At 52.7% G+C, this 12,413-nt stretch carries 11 protein-coding genes; 7 read left to right on the top strand and 4 right to left on the bottom strand.

Features of this window, described 5'->3' with window-relative positions; genetic code table 11:
- The first annotated feature begins 10 nt into the window (after positions 1–10).
- From CPA45_RS15340 to CPA45_RS15310, 7 genes are all read left to right on the top strand, one after another.
- The gene (locus CPA45_RS15340; protein ID WP_096652949.1) at positions 11–814 is read left to right on the top strand and encodes a 3-keto-disaccharide hydrolase; all 804 of its coding nucleotides are present in this window, start codon (positions 11–13) and stop codon (positions 812–814) included.
- Between the two features lie 318 nt (positions 815–1,132).
- Positions 1,133–2,143 (top strand): DctP family TRAP transporter solute-binding subunit, encoded by a 1,011-nt coding sequence (locus CPA45_RS15335; RefSeq protein WP_096652947.1) that lies wholly within the window; start codon positions 1,133–1,135, stop codon positions 2,141–2,143.
- A 66-nt stretch (positions 2,144–2,209) separates the two neighbouring features.
- Positions 2,210–2,689, top strand: coding sequence for a TRAP transporter small permease (locus tag CPA45_RS15330; RefSeq protein WP_096652944.1), 480 nt, complete (start codon positions 2,210–2,212; stop codon positions 2,687–2,689).
- A complete protein-coding gene (locus CPA45_RS15325) occupies positions 2,679–3,983 on the top strand; it encodes a TRAP transporter large permease (RefSeq protein WP_096652942.1) in 1,305 nt (434 codons plus the stop codon). The genes CPA45_RS15330 and CPA45_RS15325 overlap by 11 nt, the downstream gene beginning before the upstream one ends.
- 475 nt (positions 3,984–4,458) lie before the next feature.
- The gene (locus CPA45_RS15320; RefSeq protein ID WP_096652938.1) at positions 4,459–5,439 is read left to right on the top strand and encodes a TAXI family TRAP transporter solute-binding subunit; all 981 of its coding nucleotides are present in this window, start codon (positions 4,459–4,461) and stop codon (positions 5,437–5,439) included.
- 133 nt (positions 5,440–5,572) lie between these two features.
- A complete protein-coding gene (locus CPA45_RS15315; protein WP_096652936.1) occupies positions 5,573–8,176 on the top strand; it encodes a TRAP transporter permease in 2,604 nt (867 codons plus the stop codon).
- Positions 8,177–8,186: 10 nt separating this feature from the next.
- On the top strand, positions 8,187–8,615 hold the full coding sequence (locus CPA45_RS15310; RefSeq protein ID WP_096652933.1) for a universal stress protein: 429 nt from the start codon (positions 8,187–8,189) through the stop codon (positions 8,613–8,615).
- A gap of 91 nt (positions 8,616–8,706) precedes the next feature.
- Here CPA45_RS15310 and soxZ read toward each other — a convergent pair whose 3' ends face one another.
- From soxZ to CPA45_RS15290, 4 genes are all read right to left on the bottom strand, one after another.
- Positions 8,707–9,525 (bottom strand): thiosulfate oxidation carrier complex protein SoxZ, encoded by an 819-nt coding sequence (soxZ, locus tag CPA45_RS15305; RefSeq protein ID WP_096652930.1) that lies wholly within the window; start codon positions 9,523–9,525, stop codon positions 8,707–8,709.
- 41 nt (positions 9,526–9,566) lie between these two features.
- The gene (locus tag CPA45_RS15300) at positions 9,567–10,604 is read right to left on the bottom strand and encodes a YeeE/YedE family protein (RefSeq protein WP_096652928.1); all 1,038 of its coding nucleotides are present in this window, start codon (positions 10,602–10,604) and stop codon (positions 9,567–9,569) included.
- Positions 10,605–10,730: 126 nt separating this feature from the next.
- Positions 10,731–12,041 carry an NAD(P)/FAD-dependent oxidoreductase gene (locus CPA45_RS15295; RefSeq protein WP_096652926.1) on the bottom strand — a complete coding sequence of 437 codons (1,311 nt, stop codon included), beginning with the start codon at positions 12,039–12,041 and terminating at the stop codon, positions 10,731–10,733.
- On the bottom strand, positions 12,038–12,382 hold the full coding sequence (locus tag CPA45_RS15290; protein WP_096652924.1) for a c-type cytochrome: 345 nt from the start codon (positions 12,380–12,382) through the stop codon (positions 12,038–12,040). Before CPA45_RS15290 ends, CPA45_RS15295 begins: the two co-directional genes overlap by 4 nt.
- Positions 12,383–12,413: the final 31 nt, after the last annotated feature.

The raw sequence follows: 12,413 nt of genomic DNA, 5'->3' as shown, positions 1-12,413 counted from the left end.
GGAGAGCATGATGAACAATCAACGCACACACGATCTAAAAGCTTGCTCCTATACGCAGGCGCTATGCCTCTTGGCCTGCGGCAGTTTGTTGGCATTCGACAGCGTAGCCCAGGAGGGTGCACCGAAAGAGGCGCTGACACCCGAGCAGCAAGCTGCTAAAACCGAAGTGTGGGAGCCGGTGCCCACTACGGTTTTGGTACCTGATTCGGGGGTTCCATCGGATGCGATTGTGCTCTTTGATGGCACCAGCTTGGACGCCTGGGAGGGCGAAGAGGGCGGGCCAGCCAAGTGGCACCTGGAAGGCAGCGCTATGACGGTGAATCGTGGGGCTGGTGGCATTCGTACTCAGCAAGACTTCTGTGATGTGCAGCTCTATCTGGAGTGGCGCTCGCCAGAGGATATTGATGGCATGGATGGCCAAGACCGGGGTAATAGTGGTGTCTTTCTACAAGAGCGCTATGAAATTCAAGTACTCGACTCCTACGACAACCCGACCTACCCCAATGGCCAGGCTGCATCCATCTATAAGCAGCATATCCCGCTAGTCAACGCATCGCGCCCGCCTGGGGAGTGGCAAAGCTATAACATCCTCTACACCGCACCGCGTTTTGATGATGACGGCACTCTTGAATCGCCTGCCTACGTTACCGTGCTGCATAACGGTGTAGTGGTCCAGCATCACGTTGAAGTGCAAGGCACCACCGAGTGGATTGGCGAACCCAACTACAACGAAGCCCACGGCTGCGCACCTATCTACCTGCAGGATCATGATGCCGCCGTTAGCTTTCGCAATATATGGGTACGGGAGCTCTAGTAGGGCATTTATAAGCAACCTGAGCGCCTGGCCCGCTGATGCTAAAGGCATCGGTGGGCTGGGCTGTAGAAGCTGAGTGCAGCACCTAAGAATTTTAGCTATGACCAAGGTCGAGTTATGGTCAAGCAAGCGGAGGTTGCTCTGGCGGTGGGTGTTGTCATCTACTATTGTGTCCCTTCCCCACGTATCCCGACCTTTGGTGTGTTCCTTTCACACGCTAAGTGCATACAATAGGTGAGGCTTTTTAAAAGCCTCACAACTGACCTACGTGCACACCATAAAACGCTCATCATAAAAATAGCTAAAAAAGGACCTACCATGACGCTGACACGCTCTATGGCTCGTTTCACTGCTGGCTTGGCTGGCGCTGCACTGCTTTGTACTGCTCTTTCTGCACAAGCACGCGAACTCTCTGTTTCTACCGTTTTATCTGATGCTTTCCCCTGGGGACAGGCGGCAGAGAAGTGGGCAGAGTTGGTGGAGGAGCGCAGCGGCGGTGAGTTAACGCTACGGGTGTACCCTAACTCCCAGTTGGTTTCTGGTGACCAAACCCGCGAATTTTCCGCTATGCGTTCAGGGCTAATCGATGCTGCTGTGGGTTCGACCATTAACTGGTCGCCGCAGGTGCCGGAACTGAACCTTTTCTCTTTGCCATTTTTCATCCCCGATGAAGCCGCGGTTGATGCAGTAACTGGTGGCGAAGCGGGGGGAATGATCTTTGAAGCGATTGAGTCCCGTGGCGTGATCCCGCTGGCCTGGGGCGAAAATGGCTTCCGCCAAGTCTCAAACTCCCGTGGGCCGATTAGTGAGCCAGGTGATTTGGATGGCCTGAAAATTCGTGTTGTCGGCTCACCGCTGTTCCAAGATACCTTCTCTGCACTTGGCGCTGATCCCACGCAAATGAGTTGGACCGACGCGCAGCCCGCACTGACTACTGGCGCTGTGGATGGCCAGGAAAATCCACTATCCGTGTTTGATGTGGCGCGTATTGATCAAGTCGGCCAGGAGTATTTAACGCTTTGGAACTATATGAATGACCCGCTGATTTTTGCGGTCAATCAGCAGGTATGGCGTTCCTTGAGTGAAGAGCAGCAAACGCTTTTACGCGAAACCGCTCAGGAAGCCGGTGAATGGGAAATTGCCATGACCCGGGAAGAGGAGAGTGAGCGCTTGGCAGCTATTCAGGAGCGCGGTGTTACCGTCACTGAATTAACGGATGAGCAGTACCAGGCCTTTGTGGATGCTACCCAGTCGGTTTATGAAAAATGGGCACCGCGGATTGGTGAAGCGTTAGTAGATGCTGCCCAGACAGCGATCGACGCTCGTTAAACGCACGCTATGCCGTTCTTCGCTATCGGCCCTTGGGGTCGGTAGCTTTTTTGCTGTGAGGCTGTCATGAAAGGCTTTCCTGATGCTCGCCCTGAACGTTGGTTGGGCGCGCTGGCATTAATTATTATCTCCTTGATCAGCCTGGGAAATGTCATTACTCGCTACATTACGGGAGGCTCTTTTTCGTTTACTGAAGAGTTTTCCGTTTTTCTGTTAGTGGTACTGACCTTTGCTGGCGCTTCCGTGGCGTTACGGCGTAACCGGCATATTCGTATTGGCTTCCTGGAGCGGGTGCTACCGCCCAAGTACCGTTCCGCCTTAATCCTTTTTCAAGCACTTTGCGGTGCTATCGTTTTGGGCTTGATTACGTGGTATGGCGGCAAGCTTGCCTGGCAGGAGCAACAGTGGCAGTCATTGTCACCAGGGTTGGGGCTTCCCCAGTGGTGGTACTTGGTGTGGCTGCCGGTGCTGACCACCGCTATGCTTTGGCGCTTGATTCAGCAAACCCGTGACCGTTTGAAGGGGGAGTTGAACAATGACGCCTGATGTTTGGATGATTCTCGCCTTCGCAGGGCTGTTGATTGCGGGTGTGCCAGTCGCCTTCTCACTGGCGCTCTCCGGGGCGGTAGGTATTGTGATTGGGCTATCACCGGATATGCTTGCGACGCTGGGTACCAATACCTATAACAGCATCGCTAAATACCCCTTAATTGCGATACCGCTGTTTATTTTAACTGGGCTTATTTTTGAGCGCTCTGGCGTGGCGCTACGCTTAGTCCGCTTTGCTCAGGCTCTGATTGGCCCGCGCCATGGTGGTTTGGCATTGGTCGCAGTGCTGGTATGTATGATTATGGGGGGCATGAGTGGCTCTGGCCCTGCAGATGCAGCGGCCGTTGCCATGGTGATGCTGCCTAGTATGACCAAGGCGGGTTACCCCAAGCCTTTTTCGGCCACGCTTATTGCCGCCTCTGCGTCTACGGCGATTCTTATTCCCCCTTCGGTAGCGCTGATTCTCTACTCAATCGTCGTGCCGGGTGTTGATCTGCGCGCACTGTTCGCGGCGGGCCTGTTTCCCGGTATTTTGGCTGGATTAGCACTACTTGTGCCTGCAATGATTGTTTCCAAGCGCTACGGTTGGGAGGGGGGCACGCCAGTAGAGGGGGCCGAACAGCTCAGCGTACGCACCACCTTTAAACAGGCGATACCGGCACTGTTTGCACCCGTACTGATTCTGGGCGGGCTCCGCTCAGGTCTATTCACACCAACGGAAGCCGCCGTAGTGGCGGTGGCCTATGGGGCGTTGGTAGGTCTATTTTTGACCAAGGAGCTTTCGCTACGGGATTTATGGGAACTGCTTGGCGAGGCGGCGATTATTTCCGGGGTTGTGATGCTGATTATCTCCCTGGCGGGTATTTTTGCCTGGGCGGGCACTATGCTGGGTACCTTTCGCCATTTGGCAGAGTGGATCATTAGTTTGACCGATAACGGCGTATTGCTGCTTATTTTGGTGATGCTGGCGGTGCTGGTGGCGGGTATGCTGCTGGATGCCATCTCAATTTATCTGATCATGATGCCGATCCTTATCCCGGTTATGCAGCACTTTGAGTGGAACCCGGTATGGTTTGGAATTTTATTGGCCATGAATATCGCCATTGGGCAGTTCACTCCACCGGTAGCGGTGAATTTGATGGTGACGACTGAAGTCGCCAAAATCCGCCTGGAGCATACCATTGGATGGGCACTGCTATTTGTCATTGCTATGGGCTGTGCGCTCGCTTTGGTCGCCATTTTTCCTGGTATTGCGCTTTGGTTACCCACGGTGTTGGGCTATAACGTTTAGATATTGGGGGCGCGCGAGCGAGGTAGTACATGGGAGAAAGTTCGTGTCTACAAACCTACATGGGGTATGCGTGACGCGCATACCTTCTCGCGGTTACCACAATTAACGCCTACTAAACGCTTAAGACGACTAGACTCAAAGCACAGAGCGTTAAACTGTGCAGTGGTTTCAGGCGCTTGCTAAGCGATCAGGTGCTTGAGAATCAATTAAGTGCTTGAGAAATAACCGGGTTCTTGAGAGATAACCGGGTTCTTGAGAGATAACCAAGTTCTTGAGAGACAAAGCTCTTGAGAAACAATGGTATTTCGCCAAATGCATCTTTTTTCGCTAAAGTAGTAACAGTTGGCACTGGCTTTTGGTGCTTGCAAAAGATTGTCTTGAAAACGTTTTGAAGTAGATGCACCTGAGGGGAACCGTTCTGCAGGTGGGTTCAAAGCGCATAACGCTCATAACATCAAGATAAAGAGGTATTTCCATGAAACGCCATGTATTTTCTACCGCTGCCTTTTCAGGCGCGCTGATAGCAGCGGCCAGCTTTGCTTCTCCGGCAGTGGCTCAGGAACGTTACATTACCATCGGTACCGGCGGTCAAACCGGCGTTTACTATGTGGTGGGCCAGTCGGTCTGCCGTATGGTCAACCGCGGTAGCGACGAGCACAACATTCGCTGTAACGCTCCCTCTACCGGCGGCTCGGTTGCCAACGTGAATGGTATGAAGAGCGGCGAGCTGGACATGGGCGTCGTGCAGTCTGACGTTCAGTACCGTGCTTTCCACGGCGAAGCCAACTTCGAAGAAGATGGCGCCTGGGAAGATATGCGTGCTGTCTTCACCATGCATGGTGAGCCACTAACGGTTGTTGCCCGTGCTAATTCCGGTATCGAAAACATCAGCGATTTCCCTGGCAAGCGTGTCAATATCGGCAACCCCGGCTCTGGTCAGCGCAATACCATGGATGTGGTCATGGATGCGTTTGGATGGGATGAGGGCACCTTTGCGTTAGCATCTCAGCTGGACGCTGCTGAGCAGGCTGCGGCACTTTCTGATAACAACATCGATGCTATGGTGTACGTGGTAGGCCACCCGAACGGTTCTATTCAGGAAGCGACTACCACGATCGATGCGCGCATTGTGTCAGTGACGGGCGATGAAATTGATGCCCTGATTGAAGAGTACCCCTACTACACCCGTTCCGTTATTCCGGGTGGTTTGTACCGTGGTAACGATGAAGACGTTGAAACCTTTGGTGTAGCAGCAACCTTTGTTTCTTCTACAGACGTTGACGAAGACATTATTTACGAAACAGTGAAAGCTGTTTTCGAAAACTTCGATCGTTTCAAGCGTCTACACCCAGCGTTTGAAAACCTGAATGAAGAAGACATGATCTCTGACGGCTTAACCGCTCCGCTACACGATGGTGCAGCGCGTTATTATCGCGAGCGTGGCTGGATCGAGTAAATCGGTAACATGACGCTCATAGCGGTAGATGAGTAGCGTTCATTGTGAGTGATGGAGCGCGGGCACCCTGGGTGTCCGCGCTTCTTGTTGAAAGCGCTGATTCTCAGCGCTGACCATTAGGCAGGGCAAGCGTATGCGTGATGACAAACACCCTTCGGCAGCCGCTGGGAACGACCTGGAGGATATGGTCGCATCCAGCGATACAGGGGCAAGGAAACCCCTAGGAATACCCGGTAAGCTGCTCGTTAGTATTGCAGCTGCCTGGTCGCTGTTTCAGCTATGGATTGCATCGCCACTTCCTTATATGGTTGGCTTCGGCGTATTTAATGCGACTGAGGCCCGTTCAATCCATTTGGCATTTGCGCTTTTTTTGGCCTTTATGGCCTACCCAGCGCTAAAGCGATCGCCTAGAGATCGCATTCCACTACAAGACTGGCTTTTCGCAGCAGTGGCTACTTTCTGTGGCGCTTATCTCTTCTTATTTTACTCAGATCTTGCCCAGCGGCCGGGGCGCCCCATCACCCAAGATGTGGTGGTTGGCGTTATCGGCATCGTGCTATTGCTAGAAGCGGCGCGACGAGCGCTTGGACCGCCATTAATGGTAGTGGCAGGTTTGTTTATTATCTATTCGCTATTCGGCCCACACATGCCGGGCATACTAGCCCACCGTGGTGTTAGCCTTCACGGCTTGATTAACCACCAGTGGTTAGGTACCCAGGGTGTTTTTGGCATCGCTGTTGGTGTTTCCACGAGTTTTGTTTTCCTGTTTGTACTCTTCGGGGCACTGCTGGATAAAGCTGGAGCTGGGAATTATTTTATAAAAGTTGCCTTCTCGATGCTTGGGCACTTTAAAGGTGGCCCTGCCAAAGCCGCTGTGGTTGCGTCAGGTATGACCGGGTTGATCTCGGGATCGTCGATCGCCAATACGGTGACAACGGGTACCTTTACGATTCCGATGATGAAGCGAGTTGGCTTTAGTGCCGAAAAGGCTGGTGCCGTTGAGGTCTCTTCGTCAGTCAATGGTCAGATTATGCCACCCGTCATGGGGGCTGCTGCTTTTCTGATGGTTGAGTATGTCGGCATTCCCTATGTAGAAGTTATTAAGCATGCCTTTTTGCCCGCGATAATCTCTTATATTGCATTGATTTATATTGTTCACCTTGAGGCACTTAAGGCGAACATGACGGGGTTGCCGTCCAGCAATCCTGTTCGCCCACTGCTAAATAAGGTAATTGGTTTTCTAACCGGCCTTATTTTGCTGATGGCGCTTTCATTTGCTGTCTATTATGGCCTTGGGTGGCTTAAGCCTGTGCTGGGTGATGCAACCCCTTGGGTTGTCGCTGTGGGCCTTTCGGTGATTTATATTGGCCTGTTAAAAGTGGGCGCCAATTACCCTGAGCTGGAGTTGGATGACCCTTCATCAAAAGTCATCAAACTTCCCCAGACGAAACCTACCGTCATGGTGGGGCTGCACTACATTCTTCCGGTAGTTGTACTGGTATGGTGCTTGATGGTGGAACGCCTGTCTCCAGGGCTATCCGCATTTTGGGCAACCGTATTCATGATCTTTATCATGGTAACGCAACGCCCTCTTATCGCTATGTTCCGTGGGCGCAGTAAGCTGGCCGATGATGTGAAAGAAGGTTGCTTAGACCTGTGGGATGGATTGGTAGCTGGTGCGCGCAATATGATTGGTATCGGTATTGCGACCGCCACAGCAGGCATTGTAGTAGGTGCTGTATCGCAAACCGGGGTTGGCCTGGTGTTAGCTGATGTAGTGGAAATCCTGTCAGGCGGTAACCTGATGCTGATTCTGCTGCTAACCGCGCTACTCAGTCTGATTTTAGGCATGGGCTTGCCGACAACGGCTAACTACATCGTAGTATCGGCATTGATGGCACCCGTTATCGTCATGCTAGGCCAGCAAAACGGCTTGATCGTGCCGCTGATCGCGGTTCACTTGTTCGTTTTCTATTTTGGCATCATGGCGGATGTAACACCGCCGGTGGGGCTGGCTTCGTTTGCGGCAGCGGCGGTCTCAGGGGGCGACCCACTGCGTACCGGCTTCCAGGCGTTTTACTACAGCCTGCGCACAGCGGCACTACCATTCCTGTTTATCTTTAATACCGACCTGCTGCTCATTAACGTGTCGTTTATGCAGGGGATTGTCGTGTTTATTATCGCGACCATTGCCATGCTGATTTTTGCCGCTGGCACGCAAGGGTATATGTTAGTGCGTAGCCGCTGGTATGAATCACTACTGCTGCTATTGGTCGCCTTTACGCTCTTCCGCCCTGGGTTCTGGATGGACAAAATCCATGACCCCTATGAATCGATACCACCTTCCCAGTTTGCTGAAGTGCTGGGCCAAGTAGAAGATGGTAGCAGCTTACGCGTGCAAATTGCCGGAGAAGATAGTTTCGGCGATCCCATGACGACCTATCTGCTTGTGCCTGTCCCACGAGGCGACACCGGGGAAGAACGCATGGAAAGGCTCGGTATAGAACTATGGGTAGAAGGGGATCGGGCGACTGTCGACTTTATTCAGTTTGGCAGCTTGGCACAGGACCTGGGTTTCGACTTTGACCAAGAGATCATTGAGGTGCTAGCACCTGTGGATCGTTGGGCGAAGGAGTGGATGTGGATACCTGGCTTTGCCATTTTTGCCCTTGTCGTTCTTCTTCAGCGTCGACGCCGCAATACTGGGCGTCCAGACAAGGCGGCTGCAGTAGCCTAGCGGAGGCATTATGTATAATAAGATATTACTTCCTGTTGATCTGAACGAGCCAGCGTCATGGCAAAAGGCACTGCCGACCGCTATTACGCTTTGCCAGACCTTCGGTGCCTCGTTACACCTTGTGACCGTGCTGCCGGAATTTAAGATGCCCATGGTGGGCGCTTATTTTCCTAAGAACTTCTCCCAAAAGGCTCATGAGGCCATTAAGGAGGCCCAGCATGCGTTTATTAAAGAGAATGTGCCTGAAGACGTAAAAGTGCAGAGCGTGATTGTCGATGGTTCACCTTGGGAAGCCATTATTAAAGTAGGCAAAAAGATAGATGCTGATTTGATTGTGATGGCATCACATACCAAGCGAAAATTTGTTGACTATGTTCTGGGGCCAAATGCCGAGCACGTGGTACACCACGCCAAGGTGTCGGTAATGATCGTACGCTAAGTAGCACCTAGCATAACCAACAACGCCAGGCTTTAAGCTTGGCGTTGTTGGTTTTGGCAGATGAATAATGTCTAGTAGCTAATTAATTACGTTAACTGACCGAGAGCTCACTGGTATGACGAGCCTGGTTATCTTGGTCATCTTGCCACTCAAATACGAGTTCTCCGCTTTGGTGCGGCGTCAGATGAAATCGCAAATAGGGGTTAGCTGAAATGGATTGATGCAGCTCAGCCTCAAAAGCGACCTCATCTCCTAAGCGTACGGTAAACTGCTCGATAATATGGCGCGGTAAGCGCTCACCACTGCTGTCTTCCCGAAGGCCCGTTTCCATAGGGTGATTAATCAGCGTGCGGACTTCTAAGGAGTCACCTGCAGCTACTTGCTGGTTAACGCTGACACGGGGATTTGTCAGAGGTTCGGTCTGGCTGTCTTCGCTACGCATTAAGCAACCGCTAACGGTAATGCGCACTTCCTGTGACACCGCAAATGTCTGCCCTTGATGGCTTTTGGCAATAGCCACCACGTGCTGGGTTTCGTTGAGTCGCACGCGCGTTGCTATATCGGGATAACGGCTTAATTCATTAAGCCGAAAGGTGGCAATTTCAGGCTGAGGGTTGCCAGCTGCAAATAAGTGAATATCGGTTAAATAGTCATCATCTGCTAAATCTCCATTGAACTGAATACCTAAGGGCACCGCAGAACCATCTTCAGAGACATGCGGTAAATCAAGTGTCAGTCCTTGAGTGATCGGTGTTGCGCCATTTAAAATTTGCTTGGCAGCATCAAGCTGCTGCCAAGCCTCACTGGCCCAAGCAAAGGGCGACAGCAGTATTAATCCTAAGCCCGCAGCGCCGTGTTGCAGGACTTTTCGACGCGATAGCGCTGTTTTTATGCGATATGAGTGAGACATAAGCCTCTCCTTAATAACGGAATGCAATCCGACCTGCGCGGCTACTGCTGGCTGCTTGTGAGGTTAGCAAGCGAAAGCGGGCCTTTAACCCCTAGATAGGCGCCAAGCATAATACACAGCAGCGCGATGATGCTGGGTAGTGCCAGCGTAGACATACCGGTTAGCCCCTGGCCGATTGAGCAGCCCAATGCCAATACCCCGCCAACCCCCATCATGAATGCTCCCGTCATGCTGCGCGCCATTTGGCCAGGCCCCTGGAACCCCTGCCAGTGAAAGTCACGCCGGACCAGTGCCATGGCAAATGCGCCGATAATAATGCCTCCCACAACCGCGACGCCAAAACTTAGCCGAGTGCCGGTTGAGAGCATTAAATATTGTAAGGAAGCACCAATCGGCGCCACAAAAGTCAGGCTTGCTAAGCGCATTGGCTCAAAATCATCAAAGCCGAGCACTCCCGTTGCATACCAGCCAGCGGGTACTAAAGCACCAATGATAAGGCCACTGATCCAATCACGTGGTGAGGCGCGAAAGTTTGCGTTGGAAAATGCCCAGGCGGCTATGAGCAAGCCGATAGGCGTTGCAACGGCCCACGCAGGTAGCGTGACTAGCCCCGCAATATCTCGGGATGCCAGAGTCATCGAGGTGGTTTGTTCAAGGTAGATACGCCCTGGAGCAAGTACACCGGAAAGGGCGATATAGGCCCCGATACCAAGGCACATTACGACAACTAAACTGCGTAGGTTACCGCTTCCCAATAAGACGAGCGCTCGCGCACCGCAACCGTTAGCTAACGCCATTCCATAGCCAAACAGCAGGCCTCCTAGCGGCAGTGAAAGCCATGAAAATGAGGGAATAATATAGAGCGAGTCCGACAGTGAGAAGTAGTCCAGTGCGGCAAGCCATTGGGTTCCCAATAGCGCGATGGCCATTGCCAGCATAAAGGCGCGAAGTTTTCGGGAGTCTCCCTGGGCTGTATTGGCAATGCCACGGAGTAAACAAAAGCCACTTGCCTGACCAACAGCGCCAAACAGCAGGCCAATCAACGCGCCTACCCACAGGGTCAGTTCAATATGACTCATGCTAGTCTCCTTACATTACATGGTGGGCTAATTAACAAAACGGGCCACCGTTCAGGTAGCCCGTCGACGCACTGGTTCGAAGTGCAGGTGCTAGCTAGAAGTGCTGGCTCGGTTCGTAGTGCTAACTTATACCTGTGTGCCCCAGGTATCTTGGCAGATGGCATTGTACCAGCCAACCGCATACTCAGCCTCTAATGCCCGAACCGTGTCCGGCGCGTCGGCAGGGCTAACGCCTCCTGCACCAGGGACCTCAGCAATTGCACCGTCGGTGACTCTGTACACGCCAGCGACAGAAATACCGTAATTAGGGCCAACTAAGCTATAGCAGGTATTGGCCCAGTAGGCCGTAGGTGCTGGCTGTTGTTCCAGCGATGATGCAATCGCCGCGGCCACTACTTTGGCTTGGGCGTTGGCACAGAAGCCTGATTTTGGCATCGGCGCTGCTACTGTTGCGTCGCCTACTACATAAATATCGCTCACCTGTTGCGATTCAAATGTGTCTGGTTTGACAGGCACCCAGCCAGAACTATCGGTTACTCCGGCGCGGTCTGCGATCCAGCCAGCCTTCTGAGGAGGGATGACGTTGAGCACATCGGCGCGATGGCGTGTACCAAATTCAGTTTCCACTTCTAGATTATCTGCATCGACACGAGTTACGCGACCATCATTGGAAAGACCCACCCACTCGATACGGTCACCGTACAAACGCTGCCAGCCCGCAGTGAACAAACCTTGCTTGGAGAAGTTATCTTTGGCGTCTAAAATCAATACCTTAGAGTTAGGTTTATGCTCTTTGAAATAGTGCGCCACCATACCGGCACGCTCATAGGGTCCTGGTGGGCAACGGTAAGGGTTGTCTGGCGCCACGATAATAAAGGTGCCGCCATCTTCCATGGCTTCAAGCTGCTGTTTTAATAAGGTAGTTTGATGGCCAGCTTTCCAGGCATGGGGCGCTTTTTCAGCGGCAGCTTCATCGTAGCCATCTAATGCATCCCAGCGCATATCAACACCTGGGGACAGCACCAAACGGTCGTAGCGCAAGGTATCGCCTGTGGATAAGCGAACCTTGTGTGCATCGGCATCAATGTCTTCGGCTAATGCATGTATAACGTCAACGCCGTAACGTTGTCGCAACTCATCATAGTTGTGGGCAATAGAGCGCATATCCCTTAAGCCGCCCAGAAAAAGGTTGCTGAAGGGGCAGGTGTAAAATACTTCGGCCGGTTCAACGAGCGTTACCTTAATGGCAGGATTGGCCCGCTTGAGATACTTGGCGGCTGTCGCACCACCAAAGCCACCCCCGACAACCACTACGTGCCCAGCATGCTGTCCCCCAATTGCCAACGACGGCATAGCACCGAGCAGGGGAAGGGCTGAAGCGCCACCTAAACCTTTCAATAACTGGCGGCGGCTAAGACGGTTCCAAGGTTGACTCATGGTGTTAGCTCCGCTGTGGCAGGTAAGTGAGAGAAGTAGTCAGCCAAGGTAGCCAATTCCTCATCGGTGTAACCCTTAGCGATGCGATCCATAATAGTGGCGCCGGTATTTTCCTCATGCTTAAACGCCAGCAGGCGTGCTTCCAATTGCTCTGCAGAACGGCCCGCCAGGGCTGGTACCGCGCCTACCATGCGCCCATCAGTGCCATGGCAATTTGCACAGCTACCCGCCAGCACTTCAAGCTGCAAGGCGTCGGTATCCAGTCTTGTTTCTGCAATGGCGGAATTGGCCGCCCCTAACGCTACCGCAAGAGCAAAACAAGCACGTAGGTGCATGCCCATGGAAGCACTCCTTAACTGTTTGTAATAGCGC

Source organism: Vreelandella nigrificans, from assembly GCF_002374315.1.
In the GTDB taxonomy this organism is placed as follows: Bacteria; Pseudomonadota; Gammaproteobacteria; order Pseudomonadales; family Halomonadaceae; genus Vreelandella; species Vreelandella nigrificans.
The sequence above is the reverse complement of the archived record's forward strand: the minus strand, read 5'-3'. Positions and strand labels throughout refer to the sequence as shown.